The 20,203-nt window shown below is 53.4% G+C and carries 19 protein-coding genes; 11 read left to right on the forward strand and 8 right to left on the reverse strand.

Translation table 11 applies throughout. The features are described 5' to 3' along the window. Nucleotides 1-169: 169 nt before the first annotated feature. Nucleotides 170-790, forward strand: coding sequence for a LysE family translocator (locus HA51_RS10365; RefSeq protein ID WP_084934439.1), 621 nt, complete (start codon nucleotides 170-172; stop codon nucleotides 788-790). A gap of 3 nt (nucleotides 791-793) precedes the next feature. Here the strand turns inward: HA51_RS10365 and cmoB are convergent, their stop codons facing one another. From cmoB to HA51_RS10380, 3 genes are all read right to left on the reverse strand, one after another. Beyond that, nucleotides 794-1,762, reverse strand: a complete 969-nt coding sequence (gene cmoB, locus HA51_RS10370; protein WP_084934440.1) for a tRNA 5-methoxyuridine(34)/uridine 5-oxyacetic acid(34) synthase CmoB — start codon at nucleotides 1,760-1,762, stop codon at nucleotides 794-796. Beyond that, complete coding sequence (gene cmoA / locus HA51_RS10375) at nucleotides 1,759-2,487, reverse strand: carboxy-S-adenosyl-L-methionine synthase CmoA (protein ID WP_084934441.1); 729 nt, start codon at nucleotides 2,485-2,487, stop codon at nucleotides 1,759-1,761. Before cmoA ends, cmoB begins: the two co-directional genes overlap by 4 nt. 75 nt (nucleotides 2,488-2,562) lie before the next feature. Next, complete coding sequence (locus HA51_RS10380) at nucleotides 2,563-3,384, reverse strand: DUF72 domain-containing protein (RefSeq protein WP_084934442.1); 822 nt, start codon at nucleotides 3,382-3,384, stop codon at nucleotides 2,563-2,565. A gap of 234 nt (nucleotides 3,385-3,618) precedes the next feature. On the opposite strand from HA51_RS10380, the gene aspS reads away from it, so the two are divergent. From aspS to ruvB, 6 genes are all read left to right on the forward strand, one after another. After that, entirely contained in the window at nucleotides 3,619-5,400 is a 1,782-nt protein-coding gene (aspS, locus tag HA51_RS10385; RefSeq protein ID WP_084934443.1) for an aspartate--tRNA ligase, read from the forward strand. Beyond that, the gene (nudB, locus tag HA51_RS10390) at nucleotides 5,400-5,831 is read left to right on the forward strand and encodes a dihydroneopterin triphosphate diphosphatase (RefSeq protein WP_084934444.1); all 432 of its coding nucleotides are present in this window, start codon (nucleotides 5,400-5,402) and stop codon (nucleotides 5,829-5,831) included. Before aspS ends, nudB begins: the two co-directional genes overlap by 1 nt. Before the next feature lie 333 nt (nucleotides 5,832-6,164). Further along, on the forward strand, nucleotides 6,165-6,908 hold the full coding sequence (locus tag HA51_RS10395; RefSeq protein WP_084934445.1) for a YebC/PmpR family DNA-binding transcriptional regulator: 744 nt from the start codon (nucleotides 6,165-6,167) through the stop codon (nucleotides 6,906-6,908). A 37-nt stretch (nucleotides 6,909-6,945) separates the two neighbouring features. Continuing rightward, nucleotides 6,946-7,473 (forward strand): crossover junction endodeoxyribonuclease RuvC, encoded by a 528-nt coding sequence (ruvC, locus tag HA51_RS10400; protein ID WP_084934446.1) that lies wholly within the window; start codon nucleotides 6,946-6,948, stop codon nucleotides 7,471-7,473. Nucleotides 7,474-7,679: 206 nt separating this feature from the next. Continuing rightward, nucleotides 7,680-8,294: a Holliday junction branch migration protein RuvA gene (gene ruvA / locus HA51_RS10405; protein ID WP_084934447.1), complete on the forward strand. Its 615-nt coding sequence runs from the start codon at nucleotides 7,680-7,682 to the stop codon at nucleotides 8,292-8,294. Between the two features lie 8 nt (nucleotides 8,295-8,302). Beyond that, the gene (gene ruvB, locus HA51_RS10410) at nucleotides 8,303-9,307 is read left to right on the forward strand and encodes a Holliday junction branch migration DNA helicase RuvB (protein ID WP_084934448.1); all 1,005 of its coding nucleotides are present in this window, start codon (nucleotides 8,303-8,305) and stop codon (nucleotides 9,305-9,307) included. 61 nt (nucleotides 9,308-9,368) lie between these two features. On the opposite strand, the gene znuB is transcribed toward ruvB, so the two are convergent. Then, the gene (gene znuB / locus HA51_RS10415; protein WP_084934449.1) at nucleotides 9,369-10,154 is read right to left on the reverse strand and encodes a zinc ABC transporter permease subunit ZnuB; all 786 of its coding nucleotides are present in this window, start codon (nucleotides 10,152-10,154) and stop codon (nucleotides 9,369-9,371) included. Beyond that, the gene (gene znuC / locus HA51_RS10420) at nucleotides 10,151-10,906 is read right to left on the reverse strand and encodes a zinc ABC transporter ATP-binding protein ZnuC (protein WP_084934523.1); all 756 of its coding nucleotides are present in this window, start codon (nucleotides 10,904-10,906) and stop codon (nucleotides 10,151-10,153) included. Before znuC ends, znuB begins: the two co-directional genes overlap by 4 nt. 77 nt (nucleotides 10,907-10,983) lie before the next feature. Here znuC and znuA point away from each other — a divergent pair, with 77 nt between their 5' ends. The 3 genes from znuA (at nucleotide 10,984) to lpxM (ending at nucleotide 14,400) form a co-directional block, all read left to right on the forward strand. Continuing rightward, a complete protein-coding gene (znuA, locus tag HA51_RS10425) occupies nucleotides 10,984-11,955 on the forward strand; it encodes a zinc ABC transporter substrate-binding protein ZnuA (protein ID WP_084934450.1) in 972 nt (323 codons plus the stop codon). Between the two features lie 14 nt (nucleotides 11,956-11,969). Continuing rightward, nucleotides 11,970-13,298, forward strand: coding sequence for a murein DD-endopeptidase MepM (mepM, locus tag HA51_RS10430; RefSeq protein WP_084934451.1), 1,329 nt, complete (start codon nucleotides 11,970-11,972; stop codon nucleotides 13,296-13,298). Between the two features lie 127 nt (nucleotides 13,299-13,425). Further along, nucleotides 13,426-14,400, forward strand: a complete 975-nt coding sequence (lpxM, locus tag HA51_RS10435) for a lauroyl-Kdo(2)-lipid IV(A) myristoyltransferase (RefSeq protein WP_084934452.1) — start codon at nucleotides 13,426-13,428, stop codon at nucleotides 14,398-14,400. A 65-nt stretch (nucleotides 14,401-14,465) separates the two neighbouring features. Here the strand turns inward: lpxM and HA51_RS10440 are convergent, their stop codons facing one another. From HA51_RS10440 to HA51_RS10450, 3 genes are all read right to left on the reverse strand, one after another. Then, on the reverse strand, nucleotides 14,466-15,701 hold the full coding sequence (locus HA51_RS10440; protein WP_084934453.1) for an MFS transporter: 1,236 nt from the start codon (nucleotides 15,699-15,701) through the stop codon (nucleotides 14,466-14,468). Nucleotides 15,702-15,793: 92 nt separating this feature from the next. After that, nucleotides 15,794-17,236: a pyruvate kinase gene (gene pyk, locus HA51_RS10445; RefSeq protein ID WP_084934454.1), complete on the reverse strand. Its 1,443-nt coding sequence runs from the start codon at nucleotides 17,234-17,236 to the stop codon at nucleotides 15,794-15,796. Between the two features lie 107 nt (nucleotides 17,237-17,343). After that, nucleotides 17,344-18,198 (reverse strand): MurR/RpiR family transcriptional regulator, encoded by an 855-nt coding sequence (locus HA51_RS10450; RefSeq protein WP_084934524.1) that lies wholly within the window; start codon nucleotides 18,196-18,198, stop codon nucleotides 17,344-17,346. A 364-nt stretch (nucleotides 18,199-18,562) separates the two neighbouring features. Here HA51_RS10450 and zwf point away from each other — a divergent pair, with 364 nt between their 5' ends. Continuing rightward, nucleotides 18,563-20,038 (forward strand): glucose-6-phosphate dehydrogenase, encoded by a 1,476-nt coding sequence (gene zwf / locus HA51_RS10455; RefSeq protein WP_084934455.1) that lies wholly within the window; start codon nucleotides 18,563-18,565, stop codon nucleotides 20,036-20,038. Nucleotides 20,039-20,203 lie beyond the last annotated feature (165 nt).

Consider the following 20,203-nt stretch of genomic DNA (forward strand, 5'->3'; position numbering starts at 1 on the left):
AACTCCTTGATGTGAGAAAAGCGGTTGCAGCTAAATTGGCATAGAACCATGACGGAGATTTAACCATTGCTGGCAAGTTGAGAATTATTATCAATTACTGACGGAAGGTAATTATCGTCATCATGTTGCGACACGGTTAAGATAAGCGCGAATTCACAGGGAGCTGGCCATGACACTGATATTTTCTTTTCTTTTTGCGATTACCATTCTGACGCTCACCCCCGGTTTTGATACCGCGTTAGTGTTGCGTTCCGCGGCGGCCCAAGGTTGGAAACGGGCTTCCGCCACTGCTTTGGGTGTGACGCTGGGGTGTTTGGTCTGGGGTGTCGCGGTGGGCTTAGGCTTGGGTGCGCTGCTGTTGGCGTCAGAAATGGCCTATAACCTACTGAAGTGGATTGGTGCGGCTTATTTACTCTATCTCGGTGTGAAGCTGCTGCTTAATCCCCGCACTCAAGCGGAAGAGGGGCACAGTGCACAAAGCAAAGAGCAGAGTTATTTTGCCTGTTTCTCTCGCGGGTTGTTTGGCAATCTGCTGAACCCTAAAGTGGGTGTCTTTTATGTCACCTTCCTGCCGCAATTTATTCCTGCGGGTGCTTCTGTGCCGCTGTGGTGTACGTTGATGGCGTTAACCCATATGGCCATTGGTCTGGTATGGAATGCCGTGCTGATTGGTGGCAGCCAGTATTTTGCTGCGCATTTGCGTCGTCCAGCGGTATTGAAAGTGATGGATCGTCTGACGGGGTGCGTGTTTATCGGTTTCGCCGCGAAGCTGGCGCTGTCGCGGCGTTAATCACTAAGGCTTGCGTGCCACCAGCACGGCACGCAGCGGTGCGGGATAACCTTCAATGGTTTTCGTGCTGTCGTTAGGATCCAGGAACTCGGCCAGAGACTCGCTGGTCATCCAACCGGTACGGCGTTGTTCTTCCACCGAGGTGACCGCGTAATCGGTGATACGGACATCCACAAAGCCGCACTTCTCCAGCCAGCTCTTCAATGCCGCAGCGGAGGGGATGAAGTACACGTTGCGCATCTGCGCATAACGTTCACCGGGTACCAGCACGGTGTTTTCATCACCTTCCACCACCAGTGTTTCAAGCACTAACTCCCCGTCGCTCACGAGCTGGTTTTTCAGTTGCAGCAGATGATCAAGCGGGGAACGGCGGTGATACAGCACACCCATTGAAAACACGGTGTCAAATGCCTGCAGTGCGGGCAGTTGTTCGATGCCAAGCGGTAACAGATGCGCGCGGCGATCGTCACCCAGTAGCTTACGCACCGCTTCGAACTGGCACAGGAACAATTGCATCGGGTCGATGCCGACCACCAATTTGGCGCCTGCGCCAATCATGCGCCACATGTGATAGCCGCTGCCGCAGCCAACATCTAACACTGTGCGATGCGTCAGTGGAGAAATGTGCGGCAATACGCGATCCCACTTCCAGTCGGAGCGCCATTCGGTATCAATATGCGTGCCGTATAGCGAGTAAGGACCCTTGCGCCATGGCATCAAGTTGCGTAACAGATTCTCAATGCCAAGACGCTGGCGCTCGGTGAGGTTGTCAGCTTCTGCGCTGACGCTATCTAAAAGATCGAGCTTCTGCGGCGTCAGCAGCGGTAAATAATCAACCGCCTTCTCCCAATCGCGAAACTTGCCGTGCAAGTTCTCGCGTTGCCACTCAGCCACTTGAGCAGGCAATACTTCGAGCCAACTGGCGAGCGGGCCAGTGGCGATTTGCTGATAAAAACGGCCAAAATCAATCATTTCAACGCTACCAAAGAACCAAAATTAAAGCACTGGAACCACAACTCTGCGTGGGCAAACCCGGCCGTTTTCAGGCGCGCTTTGTGCGCTTCTACGCTATCCGTCAACATCACATTTTCCAACATGCTGCGTTTCTGGCTGATCTCGAGTTCGCTGTAGCCGTTAGCGCGCTTGAAGTCGTGGTGCATGTTGAACAGCAGTTCACCGACTTCAGCGTCTTCAAAGCTGAATTTTTCCGATAGCACCAACGCGCCGCCTGGGTTCAGACCCGCAGCGATTTTTTTCAACAACGCTAAACGCGCAGGCGGTTCAAGAAATTGCAGGGTAAAGTTCAGTACCACCATTGAAGCGTTTTCAATATGGATATCTTGAATATCCGCTTCGATCACCTGCACCGGCGTATCGGCACGGAAGGCATCAATGTGGCGGCGGCAGCGTTCTACCATGGCCGGAGAGTTATCCACGGCAATAATCTGGCAGCCCGGCACATGAATGTTGCGGCGCACAGAGAGCGTGGCAGCACCCAGCGAGCAGCCGAGATCGTAAACCTGGCTGTCGGGTTGGACAAAACGTTCTGCCAGCATGCCAATCATCGAGATGATGTTGGAATAGCCCGGCACCGAGCGCTGAATCATATCGGGAAAGACTTCAGCCACGCGCTCGTCAAAGGTCCAGTCACCCAGCTTATCAATGGGCGCGGAAAATAGCGTATCGCGGTCAGACATAATTGAAGGTCCGGAGAGAAAACGGAAAGGGCGCTATTCTGGCAGAAACTGCCTCAAGCTGCACCCGCTTTGCGTTTAGAACAAGCTCGTTTGTTGCGGCCAGTTGGGCAGATTGCGCAGCGTCGGCTCGAGCTGCTGCAGCTGTGGCCATAGCGCTTGCAACAGCGGAAACACCTCGCCCATATCGGGCGTGTGGATAAACAGCATCGGATCGCTCTCGTTCTGCCACTCCGCCAGCTTTTTTTGCCAGGGCGTAAACAGTGGCACGCTCTCTTCCACGCTATCGCTACCGATAAAACGCACCATCGGCTGCGATCCACTGCGCACCGCGTGGGGCGGCACGCGCGGTTTCTTCGCGCGTGCATCCACGGCGGCGGCGGTCTGCGAGGTTGAGGCGTGCACCGGACGGCTATCAAGGATCACGCGGTTAACGCCGCGCTCCAGCAGGCCGCGATTGAGGGTGCGTTCTGCCTCGCCTTTGGCAAAAAACTGCTCGTGGCGCACTTCCACGCCGTAGCTAAAACCGCGTGGCAGGTTATCAAGGAACGCCCACAGGTCTTTGAGTTGTGCCGGTGAAAAAGTGGCGGGCAGTTGCAACCAATACTGCCCCATACGCTGGCTCAGTGGATCGAGTAAGCGGAAGAATTCGTTGAGAAGCTCATCGCAGTGACGCAACGCGGCGGTATGGCTGATGCTCTTCGGGAATTTAAAGCAGAAGCGAAAATCATCGTGTGTCATATCGCGCCAGCGCATCACCACTTCGGGTGAGGGCAAGGCGTACAGCGTGGTATTGCCTTCAACACAGTCAAACAGCTGGGCGTAATCTGCTAATGTCTCCAGACCGAACATTTTCCAGCGCGCATGCTGCCATTGCGGTAACCCAATACGAAGTGTCAAACCTGAGCTCCTAAATGCTTTGCGGACGGGAAAGTGTGGCGTAATGTACCCTGTTTCCACATCGGCAGGAAAAACAGCGGCGATAATCGCCGATCATTTATTCGCTTTGATCTGGCTCTACTTATCCTGCCTGGGTTTTTCCATTATAATAGCCGCCTTTTTTGCGACAGCATCACAGAAGGTTACGCGGCCTGATGTTGTCTTGCAGCAGCGGCGAAGTTAAAAGGATACGTTATGCGTACAGAATATTGCGGACAGCTCAATCTGTCCCACGTGGGTCAGCAAGTCACTCTCTGCGGCTGGGTTAATCGCCGTCGCGATCTGGGTAGCCTGATTTTTATCGATATGCGCGACCGTGAAGGTATCGCTCAGGTATTCTTCGACGCCGATCGTCAGGAAGCATTCCAGCTGGCATCTGAGCTGCGTAACGAATTCTGTATCCAGATCACCGGCACCGTGCGTGCACGTGAAGAGAAAAATCGCAACAGCGACATGGCGACCGGTGATATCGAAGTGTTCGCCCACGAGCTGAACATCATCAACCGTGCTGAACCGCTGCCGCTGGACTCTAACCAAGTCAACAGTGAAGAAGCGCGTTTGACCTATCGCTATCTGGACCTGCGTCGTCCGGAAATGGCTCAGCGCTTGAAGACGCGTGCGAAAATCACCAGCTTCGTGCGCCGCTTTATGGATAACGAGGGCTTCCTCGATATCGAAACCCCGATGCTGACCAAAGCTACGCCAGAAGGTGCGCGTGACTACCTGGTGCCAAGCCGCGTTCATAAAGGCAAGTTTTATGCGCTGCCTCAGTCCCCACAGCTGTTCAAACAGCTGCTGATGATGTCAGGTTTTGACCGCTACTATCAGATCGTGAAGTGCTTCCGTGATGAAGATTTGCGTGCAGACCGTCAGCCAGAGTTTACCCAGATCGACGTTGAAACCTCTTTCATGACTGCCGAGCAGGTGCGTGAAAAGATGGAGCGTCTGATTCGTGAACTGTGGGTCGATGTGAAGGGTGTAGAGCTGGGTGATTTCCCACAGATGACCTTCGCTGAAGCCATGAACCGTTATGGTTCTGACAAGCCCGATCTGCGTAACCCAATGGAGTTGGTGGACGTGGCTGACCTGCTGCAAAGCGTAGAATTCCAGGTGTTCGCCGGCCCGGCTAACGATCCGAAAGGCCGCGTTGCGGCACTGCGTGTGCCAGGCGGTGCTGCACTGACGCGTAAGCAGATTGATGAGTACACCAAGTTTGTAGAGATCTATGGTGCCAAAGGTCTGGCGTGGATGAAGATCAACGAACGTGCGAAAGGCTTCGAGGGTGTACAGAGCCCGGTAGCGAAGTTCCTGACGCCTGAAATCGTTGAAGCGATTCTGAACCGTACCTCTGCACAAGATGGCGACCTGATCTTCTTCGGTGCTGATCGTGCCAAAGTGGTATCGGATGCACTGGGCGCACTGCGTCTGAAAGTGGGCCGCGATCTGCAAATTACCAATGACAAAGCATGGGCACCGCTGTGGGTCGTCGACTTCCCAATGTTCGAAGCGGATGAAGAGGGTGATCTGGCAGCGATGCACCATCCTTTCACCGCACCAAAAGAGCTGACGGCAGAACAGCTTGCTGTCGATCCGACTCAGGCCGTGGCGAATGCTTACGATATGGTGATCAACGGCTACGAAGTGGGTGGCGGTTCCGTACGTATCCACAACGGTAAAATGCAGCAGACCGTGTTCAGCATTTTGGGAATTACCGAAGAAGAGCAGCGCGAGAAGTTTGGCTTCCTGCTGGATGCGCTGAAGTACGGTACCCCACCGCACGCGGGCCTGGCATTTGGTCTGGACCGTCTGACCATGTTGCTGACTGGCACCGACAACATCCGTGATGTTATCGCGTTCCCGAAAACTACCGCAGCAGCGTGCCTGATGACCGAAGCACCGAGTGAAGCCAACCCGGCGGCGCTACTGGACTTAGGTATTCTGGTGGCACCGAAGAAAGAAAAGTCAGAGAACAAGTAATGGGCTATAAACATCCGGTTTCAGTGCTGGTGGTGATATTTGCGCGAGATACTGGCCGGGTGTTAATGCTGCAGCGACGGGATGATGAAAGCTTCTGGCAATCCGTGACCGGCAGCCTCGAAGCGGGTGAGAGCCCGCGTCAGGCAGCACAGCGCGAAGTGTCCGAAGAGCTGGGTATCGACGTTGCGGGTGAACAGCTGGTGCTGGATGATTGCCACAAACGCATTGAGTTTGAAATCTTCCCGCACTTTCGCCATCGCTATGCGCCAGGCACTACGCACAACCGCGAACACTGGTTCCGATTGGCGCTACCGCAAGAACGCGATCCGCTGCTCACCGAGCACCTCGCCGCGCGCTGGCTGGAGCCCGCCGCTGCCGCAGCCCTGACCAAGTCCTGGAGTAATCGCCAGGCAATCGAAGAATTTACCTGAATGGCCTGCCGCCGCGCGTTTTTCCGGCGGCAATTAAGGTAGATTCCACGAATTCGACGAAGCGTATTCCCTTTTCTCTTCGTACTTAAATCCGGTGCCAGACATTCATCTCGCACCGCTAAAATTGAACAGACGGGCGTAATCGGCAAAAATTGCCAGTTCTACCCCGCCCAATATTGAACAGTCAGGCGTTATCGGCGCAGCAAGGTTGTTCACCGTCAGCGCGCAGCAACCGGAGCGTACTCTTGTACGTGAGGATTGCGAGCACTGCCGGGGGACAAGATTGCAAGTGAGATAGCCTGCACCCTGTTAAAGATCGGAGAAACAGTAAAGATGGCTGGACACAGTAAGTGGGCGAATACCAAGCACCGCAAGGCGGCGCAGGACGCTAAGCGCGGTAAAATCTTCACCAAAATCATTCGTGAACTGGTGACCGCAGCGAAACTGGGTGGCGGCGATGCGGCCTCTAACCCGCGTCTGCGCGCAGCAATGGACAAAGCCCTGTCCAACAACATGACTCGCGACACCATGAACCGTGCAATTGCACGCGGCGTGGGCGGCGAAGATGATTCCAACATGGAAACCATCATCTATGAAGGCTACGGTCCTGGCGGCTCAGCAGTGATGATTGAGTGCCTGAGTGATAACCGTAACCGTACCGTGGGCGAAGTGCGTCATGCCTTCACCAAAACCGGTGGCAACCTCGGTACAGATGGTTCGGTTTCATACTTGTTTAGCAAGAAAGGGGTTATCTCTTTCGCGCCGGGCCAGGACGAAGATGCCGTGATGGAAGCTGCGCTGGAAGCAGGTGCGGAAGACGTGATGAGCTACGATGACGGTGCAATTGATGTCTTCACCACGTGGGAAGAACTCGGTGCCGTGCGCGATGCGCTGGAAGCCGGTGGTCTGAAAGCTGACACCGCTGAAGTCTCAATGATTCCATCAACCAAAGCGGAAATGGATGCGGAAACGGCACCGAAACTGCTGCGCTTGATCGATATGCTGGAAGATTGTGACGATGTGCAGGAAGTTTACCATAACGGTGAAATTTCTGATGAGGTAGCGGAAACGCTGTAATGGCGTTTTCTTCCCTGCCATACACCGGAGGTGCGCGATGGCGATAATTCTTGGCATCGACCCAGGTTCGCGCGTTACCGGTTACGGTGTGATTCGTCAGGTTGGCCGCCAGCTCAGCTATCTGGGCAGCGGCTGTATCCGCACCAACGTCACCGATCTGCCTTCTCGCCTCAAATTGATTTACGCCGGAGTGACTGAAATCATCACTCAATTCTCGCCAGACTATTTTGCTATCGAGCAGGTGTTTATGGCGAAGAATGCGGACTCAGCGCTTAAGCTGGGCCAGGCGCGTGGCGCAGCGATTGTGGCGGCGGTGAATCTCGATTTGCCGGTGTTCGAATATGCCGCGCGTCAGGTCAAACAAACGGTGACGGGTACCGGAGGCGCGGAGAAGAGCCAGGTGCAGCATATGGTACGTACCTTGCTGAAACTCCCCGCTAACCCGCAAGCGGATGCCGCCGATGCCTTAGCCATCGCCATTACCCATTGCCATCTCAGCCAGAATACGACGCGCTTAGGCGATACCAAACTGGTGATGACGCGTGGGCGGTTACGGTCAGGCTAGCAAAATCCCAAACATTGAAGGCTGGATATTGATCCAGCCTTTTTTATGTTATAAATACCCGTCATATTTCCACTGACTGAGACATGGGTTGCCCTTTTTCACCCGAATCTGTTACGCAGGTTAGCGCATCGGCGTTCTGTCGATTGTCGCCTTTTTTCAGTGGGAATATTTAGCGTATTGATAGACTTATATAAGGAACTGCTCAGGTGATTGGTCGTCTAAGAGGCAATATTCTGGAAAAACAGCCGCCGCTGGTGTTAATTGAGGCGCACGGTGTCGGTTATGAAGTACATATGCCAATGACCTGCTTTTACGAGCTACCAGAAATCAATCAGGAAGCGATCATCTTCACCCAGTTTGTGGTGCGTGAAGATGCGCAATTGCTGTTTGGTTTTAACAACAAACAAGAGCGAGCATTGTTCCGTGAGCTGGTGAAAGTGAATGGTGTTGGACCCAAGCTGGCATTGGCTATTCTTTCCGGCATGTCCGCACAGCAGTTTGTTACCGCCGTTGAGCGCGAAGAGATTGCGTCACTGATCAAACTGCCAGGCGTAGGCAAAAAAACCGCTGAGCGTCTGGTCGTTGAGATGAAAGATCGCTTCAAAGGTATGCACGGTGATCTGTTTGGCGGGGATTCTACCTTCACACTCACCACACCATCAGAAGCGCCTGAAAGCAACGATGCAGAGGCGGAAGCCGTTGCAGCACTGGTGGCGTTGGGATATAAACCGCAGGAAGCCAGCCGCATGGTCAGCAAAGTCGGCAAACCCGATGCGGACTGCGAAACCCTGATTCGTGAAGCCCTTCGCGCGGCTATTTGAGGTAATGCATGATTGAAGCCGATCGCCTGGTCTCGGGCGGCTCTATTATTGAAGAAGAGAGCCTCGACCGTGCCATTCGTCCTAAGCTCCTGGCGGAATATGTTGGTCAGCCGCAGGTGCGTGAGCAGATGGAGATATTCATCAAAGCAGCGCAACTGCGTGGCGACGCGCTGGATCATCTGCTGATTTTCGGCCCGCCCGGGTTAGGCAAAACGACATTGGCTAACATTGTGGCGAATGAGATGGGCGTGAATTTGCGTACCACCTCTGGCCCGGTGCTGGAGAAGGCGGGTGATCTGGCCGCGATGCTGACCAACCTTGAACCTCACGACGTGTTGTTTATCGATGAAATTCACCGCTTATCACCGGTGGTGGAAGAGGTGCTCTATCCGGCGATGGAAGACTATCAGCTGGATATCATGATTGGCGAAGGTCCAGCAGCGCGCTCAATTAAGCTCGATTTGCCGCCCTTTACTCTGATTGGTGCCACTACCCGCGCGGGTTCACTGACATCGCCGCTACGTGATCGCTTCGGTATTGTGCAACGTCTTGAGTTTTACAACGTACCGGATCTGCAACACATCGTCAGCCGTAGCGCAGCATGCTTAGGCTTGTCGTTGAGTGAAGAGGGTGCGTTAGAAGTGGCGCGCCGTGCGCGTGGTACGCCACGTATCGCCAACCGTTTATTGCGCCGTGTACGCGATTATGCGGAAGTACGCGCTAATGGCGTGATGAGCGGTGAAGTGTCTGCCAGCGCGCTGGATATGCTCAACGTCGATAATCAAGGTTTTGATTATATGGACCGCAAGCTGCTGTTGGCGATTATCGATAAGTTCTCTGGCGGACCGGTAGGATTAGATAACCTGGCAGCAGCGATTGGCGAAGAGCGGGAAACCATCGAAGATGTGATTGAACCTTTCCTGATTCAACAGGGATTCATTCAGCGCACACCGCGCGGCCGCCTGGCTACGCAGCATGCATACAAGCATTTCGGTATTAGCCGCGAAGAGTAAACAGGCTTCCAGCGCACTCATGCGGCCCCTACAGTGGTAGGGGCGTCATTTAGGTCGAATGTTACGCCGCAGGCTTTTTAGCCATACTGATGATGAACAGCACGGCGGCGCAAAGCACTACGGAAGGGCCTGCTGGCGTGTCGTAGGTGGCGGAGAAGGTTAACCCTCCCGTCACGGCCAAAATGCCAATCACAACGGCAAAGCCTGCCATCTGCTCCGGCGAACGCGAGAAACGACGCGCCGTCGCCGCCGGGATGATCAGCAACGAGGTGATGATCAACGCTCCAACAAATTTCATCGCCACGCCTATCGTCAGGGCTGTGACCAGCATGAGCATCAAACGTGTGCGCTGAATATTCACGCCATCAACCTGCGCTAATTCCGGGCTGATCGTCATCGACAACAGTGAGCGCCACTGCCACGCCATGACCGCCAACACGATGGCAACACCAGCCCCCATCATCCACAAATCATCCGGCGTCACCGCCAGCAAATCACCAAACAGGTAAGCCATCAAATCGACACGTACACCCTGCATCAAGCTGACGACGACCAATCCGAGTGATAGTGCGCTGTGTGCCATAATACCCAGCAGGGTATCAATGGCCAGATGCGGGCGACGCTCGAGCCAGACCAAACCCAATGCAAGGCAAACGGTCACTAAAATCACAGCGTAGTAAGGGTTTACATTGAGCAGCAGGCCAAAGGCGACACCGAGTAAAGACGCGTGGGCCAAGGTATCGCCAAAGTAGGACATGCGACGCCAGACGACAAATGAGCCCAACGGACCCGCTGCCAGCGCCAGCAACACACCACCGAGCCAGCCGGGTAATAACAGTTCAATCATGACGGACCATTTCCCTTGCGCAGAACAATACGTCCCTGTAAATCGTGACGATGATTATGGTTATGGCGATAGATAGCCAACTGCTGTGCCCCGCGAGGGCCGAACATGGCGATAAATTCCGGGTGCTGCGAAACGGCTTCCGGCGTACCGGAACAGCAGATGTGGTGGTTAAGGCACAATACTTCGTCAGTTTTTGCCATCACCAGATGCAGATCGTGAGACACCATTAAGACGCCACAGTTAAGCTCGCTACGCAGTTGATCAATTAAATCGTAGAGCGCAACCTGACCGTTAACATCGACACCTTGAGTGGGTTCATCCAGCACCAAGAGTTGAGGTTGGTTGAGCAGGGCGCGTGCCAGCAATACGCGCTGCGTTTCGCCGCCCGAAAGCTTCTGCAACGGAGCATGCAAAAGATGGCCCGCCTGGACACGTTTTAATGCGGGAAGAATGGCATCACGTTTGCTTCCCCGCGTCAGGCGCATGAAGCGTTCCACGGTAATAGGTAGTGTCGGGTCGATGTGCAATTTCTGCGGCACATAACCGATACGCAGACCCGGCGTGCGCTTAACACTGCCGCTGGTCGGCGCGAGTAAGCCGAGCACAGTCCGCACCAGCGTTGATTTACCCGCGCCGTTCGGCCCAAGCAGCGTGAGAATTTTTCCTGGCTCAAGTGACAAGCTGATGCCAGCGAGCACAGGGCGCTGAGAAAATTTCACTGAAATGTTTTCAAGTGTAACAAGTGGCGACATATTATTTACAGGTTGCATTGAATTTCGAATGTTATAATATCACATTCCATCAACGGGTCACGATGGAATGACGCATTATGTTACACATTAAGCAGCGCTTCGCTTTCACTCTTCCTGCTGCAGCAATCGCTGCCGCCTTTGCACTTCCTGCACACTCAGCGGTAGTGACTTCAATCAAACCTATCGGATTTATCGCAGCAGCGATTGCTGATGGCGTTACACCGGTTGAAGTTTTGCTGCCAGATGGTGCTTCAGAACATGATTATGCTTTACGTCCTTCAGACGTAAAACGCATTAAAAACGCGGACTTAGTCGTTTGGGTTGGACCGGAAATGGAAGCGTTTCTGACGAAGTCCGCCGCAGAATTACCGCCTGCTAAGAACCTCGAAATTGCGGCTATGCCCGGGGTTAAATCCTTGTTGATTCGCGGTGGTGAAGAGGAAGAAGAACACGACGACGATCACGGTCATGACCACAATACAGAAAAGTCTGAAGGCGATGAAGCAGCACATGATCATCACCATCATGGCGAGTTTAATATGCATCTGTGGATGTCCCCAGAGATAGCGAGACAATCTGCGGTTGCAATCCATGGAAAATTATTGGAACTTATGCCGCAAAGCAGAGCCAAACTTGACGCGAACTTGCAGCAGTTTGAGGCAGAATTAGCCAGTGCTGATAAGCAAATAGGTGCTCAGCTTGCCCCGGTTAAGAACAAGGGTTATTTCGTTTTTCACGATGCGTATAGCTACTTTGAAAAACACTACGGTTTGTCCCCCGCTGGACATTTTACCGTCAACCCTGAGATCCAACCGGGCGCCCAGCGACTACATCAAATACGAACACAGTTGGTTGAGCAGAAAGCCGTATGCGTTTTTGCTGAACCACAATTCAGGCCGGCCGTCATCGATGCCGTGTCTCGCGGAACTAACGTGCGTAAAGGCACCCTTGATCCGTTGGGCATGGGAATCAGCTTAACCAAAGACAGCTATGTGAAATTCCTCTCACAGTTGTCGAGCCAGTATGCGAGCTGCCTGAATGGAGCATAGAGGAATAGGTAAAAGTGCAGCAGATAGCCCGCTCTGTCGCCCTCGCATTTAATAATTTGCCGCGCCCCCACCGCGTTATGTTGGGTTCATTAACTGTTATTACGTTGGCCGTCGCAGTATGGCGGCCTTACGTTTACCATCCCCATGATGTTGCGCCCATCGTGAAAGATATCACGCTGGACAAAAACGAACTGCGTACGCTGTTACCGGATGCCAGTGAGCCGATCGACCAGACCACTGCAGAACCGGAAGAAGACATCCCCGCTGATGACATCGATAAAGACGTACCGGACAATCCGAACGTTCATGATTACACCATTTCCTCGGGTGATACCCTCGGTAGCGCGCTGAATCAATACGGCATCGATATCGGTGATATCAATGCGCTGGTGAGCAGCGACAAAGACTTCCGTAACCTGCGCGTTGGCCAGCAGCTCAGCTGGACGCTGGATGCCGATGGACAACTACAGGACTTTACCTGGGAAGTGGATCGCCGTGAAACTCGCACCTATGCGCGTCAGCCTAATGGCAGCTTCAAGATGCAGCAAGAGATGCAAAAGGGTGAGTGGCAAAACAGCGTGCTGAAAGGCGAAGTGCGCGGCAGCTTTGGCGCCAGCGCTCAGCGTGCTGGATTGACCAGTGCAGAAACCAGCAGCGTCATTAAAGCGATGCAGTGGCAGATGGACTTCCGCAAACTGCGCGCCGGTGATGATTTCAGCGTGCTAATGTCGCGTGAGATGCTGGATGGAAAGAGTGCCCAGAGCCAACTGCTCGGCGTGCGTTTGCGCAGCGGTGGCAAAGATTATTACGCTTTCCGCGCGGAAGACGGCAAATTCTACGATCGCAACGGTTCCGGCTTGGCGCGTGGTTTCATGCGTTTCCCCACCGTGAAGCAGTATCGCGTCTCCTCTAACTTCAATCCACGCCGCCTGAACCCGGTGACGGGACGTATCGCACCTCATAAAGGTGTCGATTTCGCCCTGCCGATTGGTACACCGGTGCTTGCGGTGGGTGACGGTGAAGTGGTGATGGCAAAAAATGGCGGTGCAGCCGGGAATTACGTCGCTATTCGTCACGGTCGTCAGTATATGACCCGCTATATGCACCTGAGCAAGGCGTTGGTCAAGCCAGGTCAGAAAGTGAAGCGTGGCGACCGTATTGCGTTGTCGGGCAACACCGGTCGTTCTACTGGTCCCCATTTGCATTACGAAGTGTGGATCAACAATCAGGCTGTCAATCCATTGACGGCGAAGCTGCCACGTATGGAAGGTCTGACCGGTAAAGATCGCAGCAATTATCTGGCCGATGTGAAGACGTATCTGCCGCAGTTAGCGCTGAAATAGCCGATTAAGATAGCCAACCTCGAAAAAACCGACGATTTATTCGTCGGTTTTTTGCTATCTGGCGCATGATGATTGCAAAATTAACCACCGTCACTATCATTGTCCCGTCATTGTCAGAGGCGAGTGCATGGAAACCCGAAAGAAAAATAACAGTGAGTTTATTCCCGTTTTTCAACGTTCTTTTTTAAAACCGAAATACTGGGGCAACTGGTTGGCGATTGGTGCGCTGGCCGGTATGGCGATGTTGCCTGCCAGAGTGCGCGATCCGATTCTGGGCGGATTAGGTCGATTTGCCGGCAAGCTGGCAAAAAGTGCGCGCCGCCGTGCGCTGATCAATCTCTACTATTGTTTGCCTGAACTGAGCGAAGCGCAGCGCGAAGAGATTGCTGATCGTATGTTTGCCACCGCGCCGCAGGCGATGGTCATGATGGCTGAGTTGGGGATACGCGATCCTGCGCGGGTCCGTCAGCGTGTGGATTGGCACGGTCGCGAAATCATTGAAGAATTACAGGCTAACAAAGAAAACGTCATTTTCCTCGTGCCGCACGGTTGGGGAGTGGACATCCCGGCGATGTTACTGGCGTCTGAAGGCCAGATGATGGCGGCAATGTTCCACAACCAGAGCGATCCGCTGATGGATTACGTGTGGAATACGGTGCGTCGTCGTTTTGGCGGCCGCATGCATGCGCGTAATGATGGCATCAAGCCGTTCATTGCCTCGGTACGTCAGGGTTATTACGGCTATTATCTGCCCGATCAGGATCACGGCCCGGAGCACAGCGAGTTCGTAGACTTCTTTGCGACCTATAAGGCCACCTTGCCTGCCGTTGGACGATTAATGAAAGTCTGCCGAGCCCGCGTGGTGCCGCTGTTCCCGGTCTATAACAGCGAAACACATCGGTTGGAAATTTATGTGCGACCACCGATGGATGACCTGTTAGATGCCGATGACAACACCCTGGCGCGTCGTATGAATGAAGAGGTCGAGGTGTTTGTTCGCCCGCATCCGGAGCAGTACACCTGGATTTTGAAGTTGTTGAAAACGCGTAAAGAGGGGGATATCGAACCCTACGTGCGCAAAGATCTCTATCCACGTAAATAGTCTTCAGCGCAATGAATGATGCCGCTACAGCATGTACAGTCTGTAGCGGCATCATTCATCTCGCCTCACTCTACCGCTTCAACACGGCTGCGACGCTTACGCTCCCGCAGGAACAACGTGACCAAACCAAACCACAGCACACCTGCTGCGAAATTAATGCCACTAAACCACGGCGTTCCGCCACTGAAGTAGCCGCTTTTCGCCAGCTCAATGCCGATGGCTAACGTCAAAATACTGATCATCCCGAGCATCGCCGCCACGCTGCCTTTACCTTCATCGCTGGAGTACAGTGTCAGACGATACAAACCCGCATTCACCATACCTGCACCAAAGGCATACAGGCTTAATCCCGCGGTCAACAGCAGGTAAGTGTGACTATCAAGCAGGTTAGCCAGCAGTGAGATGCTTAAACCGACCAGAATTGGCCAAGCAGCGAATTTGAGAGGCTGTTCGATCGGGACGCGGCCCGCCAGTTTACCTAATGTCAGGTTACCGGCGATCATCGCCAGGAAAACCGGTAATTGCAGAAGTGCATACTCCATGCGCGATAGCCCTTCATCGTGCATCAGGATCACCGGTGATAAGGCAACCCAAGTTAAAATCGGGATAAACACCAGGCCGATAGCGAATGATCCGTACATCACCTGACGATCGCGGACCAAGCGACCGTACGTGCGTGCCAGATTGGGTAGGGCGATGGAGTGACTGCGGTCACCGGCCGTTTCCGGCATGATGCGCCACAACACCACAAACGCTACCACGCTGCATATTGCGAACAGCCAGAACATACTGCGCCATTCCCCGACCGTTAGCCATGCGGCTCCGGCTAGCGGACCCGCCAGCGGAGCCAGCAGTGCGACGTTAGCCATCAGCGCCATCATGCGTACCGCCAACGCTTCATCAAAAGCTTCCTGCACGGCGGCGTAGCTGACTGCTCCGATAAAGCACAGACTGATACCTTGGATGAAGCGCAACGTCACGAACTGTTGGATGCTGGTTACCCAGGTGGTGAGAATGCATGCTGCCGCGAAGAACAGAATGCCGAACAGGAGTACCGGACGTCGGCCATATTTATCGGAAAGCGGGCCGAGCAGCCACTGGAGGACCACACCGCCCATCAAATAGGCGGTGAGCGAAGTGGAGACCCATTCCGGCCCCACGTTGAATTCAGCGGTCACCAGCAGCATACCGGGCTGAATCATGTCATGGGCGATATAGGTCGCAAACTCAAATAGCACCAGCGCGAGCGGAAACAGCAGCACGCGCCCAGTGAGTTGAGAAATCGGTTGAAAGCGGGCCATCTGGCCTCCTTGTCAGAGAAAAATAAAACGCGACTGCCAGGCAGTCGCGTTTGTCCATGTTGTTACAGCCGCTGTCGGTATTGCGTTAGGGTTTAATCTACACGCAGGACACGGCTGGTATTGGTGGTGCCGGTGGTCGCCATCACGTCGCCCTGAGTGACAATCACCAGGTCGCCAGAGACGAGGAAACCTTTGTCGCGCAGCAGGTTCACGGCATCATGTGCGGCGGCAACACCATCGTTGTTGCTATCGAAATAGACGGGCGTTACACCACGGAACAGTGCCGTCAGATTCAGGGTACGTTCGTGACGTGACATGGCGAAGATCGGCAGACCCGAAGTGATACGCGAAGTCATTAATGCTGTACGGCCAGATTCGGTCATGGTGATGATGGCAGACACACCCTGAAGGTGGTTTGCGGCATACATCGCAGACATGGCAATCGCTTCTTCCACGTTGTCGAACTGCACTTCAAGACGGTGCTTGGAGACGTTAACGCTAGGGATTTTTTCCGCACCAAGGCACACTTTTGCCATCGCTGACACGGTTTCTGCCGGATATTGGCCTGCCGCTGTTTCAGCTGACAGCATCACGGCATCGGTACCATCCAGCACGGCGTTCGCCACGTCCATGACTTCTGCACGGGTTGGCATTGGATTGGTGATCATGGATTCCATCATCTGAGTCGCCGTGATGATAGTACGGTTCAGCTGACGAGCACGTCGGATCAGTGCTTTCTGAATACCCACCAGTTCTGGATCGCCAATTTCTACGCCGAGGTCACCGCGAGCAACCATCACCACGTCAGAGGCCAGGATGATATCATCCATCGCTTCTTGTGACGCAACGGCTTCAGCACGTTCCACTTTTGCGACTAATTGAGCATCACAACCCGCCTCACGCGCCAGACGGCGAGCATAGTTCATGTCTTCGCCATTACGCGGGAACGAAACGGCCAGGTAATCAACGCCAATTTTCGCAGCAGTAACGATATCGACTTTATCTTTTTCGGTTAGCGCTTCTGCAGACAGACCGCCGCCAAGCTTGTTAATGCCTTTATTGTTGGAGAGCGGGCCGCCAACAGTCACTTCGGTGAACACTTTTACGCCCTGTACTTCCAACACTTTCAGCTGCACGCGGCCATCATCCAGCAGCAAGATGTCGCCGGGTACCACGTCTTCTGGCAGGCCTTTGTAATCGATGCCGACTTTTTCTTTATCGCCTTCGCCTTTGCTCATGTCAGCATCCAGCAGGAAGCGATCGCCGACGTTCAGGAATACTTTGCCTTCTTTGAAGGTCGATACACGAATTTTAGGACCCTGCAGGTCACCCAGAATCGCCACATGGCGGCCAAGCTTCGCGGCAATCTCTCGCACTTTATTGGCGCGTAGTTGGTGGTCTTCTGCGGTGCCGTGTGAGAAATTGAGTCGCACAACGTTAGCGCCCGCCGCGATGATTTTTTCGAGGTTATTGTCGCGATCGGTTGCTGGACCGAGGGTGGTAACGATCTTGGTTCTTCTGAGACGTCTTGACATGAAGGACTCCGTTGACAAAGTAACGTGCCACTTTCGTAGGACACGGTGTGGTCATCTATTCTATATGATCGATGGGCTGTGATTCGACTCACATTGTGAATGTGATGTTAATTATTTTCCTGCACCCGCTTTTCCAGGCGCGAATCTCTTAGTGCTTCTTTCACCCGTTTCAGGTTTTCGCGGAAATCCGTGCCACGCTGAAGGGTAAAACCTGTCGCCAAAACATCAACCACGGTGAGTTGTGCCAGGCGGGAAACCATCGGCAGATAAATATCAGTATCTTCAGGGACATCGAGCGTCAGAGCGAGAGAAGCTTCTGCCGCTAAGGGTGAACCCGGAGAGGTGATAGCCAATACTGTGGAAGCGTTTACACGCGCTAAGCGAGCCAGTTCTATCATATTTTTGGTTCGACCAGTATGTGATATGAGAACAAAAACGTCATTTGGTCCACTATTTATGCAACTCATGCGTTGGATCACAATATCCTCTGACCAGATGACCGGCAGATTAAAACGCAGGAATTTGTTGGTCGCATCATGGGCCACCACGGCGGAGGCGCCGAGTCCAAAAAAGGCAATCTTTTTGGCGGCGGTTAATGCCTGGATGGCCTGATCGATAACCTGTAAATCAAGTTGCTGACGCACACGACTCAGGCCAGCTAATGCAGAATCAAAAATCTTATGGCTATAACTCTCAACGCTGTCATTTTCTTCCACATCACGGCTAACCCAGTTTGGCCCTTTAGCCAGGCTTTGTGCTAAACGTAATTTGAAATCGGGAAAGCCTCGCGTACCCATGCGATGGCAAAAACGGTTGACCGTGGGTTCGCTGACGTCGGCAGCACGTGCCAGCGTGGCAATGCTGGAGTGCATGGCCTGTTGCGGAGCGGCAAGGATTTGTTCTGCCACTTTACGTTCTGATTTACTCAGCGCATCAAGTTGCGCCTGAATGTGTTCCAGCATGTCGTTAACCTGATAGTCCTCAATCACTTTCATCAAATGATGAAATCGCTGCCAATTCTCAAGAATATACCGTGTAATACGCCCTCGCACGCAGCAGCGGACAAATGTAAGCCTGATTTTTTTGTCATACTTTGATCGTTGCCGGGTTTTACCCGACAAATATCGAAACAGAAAAAGCGCGTAAAGCGCACACCACAACACACCTTTGTTCGCCATCATGTTCAAAGTAATGGCTAATGCCACACCGCGTCTGGGTTGTTCCGATGCGGGGAAAAAAGTACATTGTGCTGTAAGAAAATTACAATAAGGACCTGGGATGATGAGGACGCTCAAACCGGGTACATCCTGCAACGAGGAGAGGAAAATGGCGGTAACACAAACAGCCCAGGCATGCGATCTGGTTATTTTCGGTGCCAAAGGCGATCTTGCACGCCGGAAACTGTTGCCTTCACTGTATCAACTGGAGAAAGCGGGTCAGATTCACGACACCACACGCATCATTGGTGTGGGCCGTGCAGAGTGGGACAAAGACGCTTACACCAAAGTGGTGCGTGAGGCGCTGGAAACCTTCATGAAAGAGAAGATCGACGAAGCGCTGTGGGACAAACTCAGCAGCCGTCTCGACTTCTGCAACCTCGACGTTAACGACACCTCGCATTTCACCAAGCTGGGCAAGATGCTTGACCAGAAAGAACGTGTCACCATCAACTACTTCGCGATGCCACCCAGCACCTTTGGCGCAATTTGTGACGGTTTAGGTGCGGCCAAACTGAATGCCAAACCCGCGCGTGTGGTGATGGAAAAGCCGTTAGGCACCTCACTTGAGACCTCGCAAGAGATCAATGACAGCGTGGGCAAGTATTTCGAAGAGAACCAGGTATTCCGTATCGACCATTATCTCGGTAAAGAGACGGTACTGAACCTGCTGGCATTGCGTTTCGCCAACTCCATCTTCGTCAATAACTGGGACAACCGCACCATCGACCACGTGCAGATTACGGTGGCTGAAGAAGTGGGTATTGAAGGCCGTTGGGGTTACTTTGACCAAGCCGGCCAGATGCGCGACATGATCCAGAACCACCTTTTGCAGATCCTCACTATGATCGCCATGTCGCCGCCTTCCGATCTCAGTGCGGATGCCATCCGAGATGAGAAAGTGAAAGTGCTGCGTTCACTGCGTCGTATTGATCAAACCAACGTGCGTGACAAAACGGTACGTGGCCAGTACACCGCCGGTTTTGTCCAAGGCAAAAAAGTGCCGGGTTACCTGGAAGAAGAGGGCGCGAACAAGCAGAGCGCCACTGAGAGCTTCGTGGCTATCCGCGTGGATATCGATAACTGGCGTTGGGCGGGCGTGCCTTTCTACCTGCGTACCGGTAAGCGTTTGCCGACCAAGTGCTCTGAAGTGGTGGTTTATTTCAAAAACCCAGAGATGAACCTGTTCAAAGACTCTTACGCCGAGCTGCCACAGAACAAACTGACCATTCGCCTGCAGCCAGATGAAGGGGTCGATATCGAGATCCTGAACAAAGTGCCGGGTCTGGATCACAAGCATAAACTGCAGACCACCAAGCTGGATCTGAGCTACTCAGAAACCTTTAACCAGTCGCATCTGGCGGATGCCTACGAGCGTCTGTTACTGGAAACCATGCGCGGCATTCAGGCGCTGTTTGTGCGCCGTGATGAGGTTGAAGCGGCATGGGGCTGGGTTGATTCCATTATTGATGCGTGGAATGCCGATGCCGATGCACCTAAGCCTTATCAGGCTGGCACATGGGGCCCAGTGGCCTCGGTGGCGATGATCACCCGCGACGGTCGCTCCTGGAATGAGTTTGAGTAAACCGTGACATCAAAGCCCGCTATGTGCGGGCTTTTTTATATCTAAAATTCATTTCTCTTAAAAATGAACCTAGGTTTCAAAAATATTTGATACTCATAGACGTCACTCCAGCCAATCTTGTATGGTAGAGCGAAATTATTGACAGCGTGGCGAAGCCTGGCTGAA

Source organism: Pantoea rwandensis (assembly GCF_002095475.1).
GTDB classification, from domain to species: Bacteria; Pseudomonadota; Gammaproteobacteria; order Enterobacterales; family Enterobacteriaceae; genus Pantoea; species Pantoea rwandensis.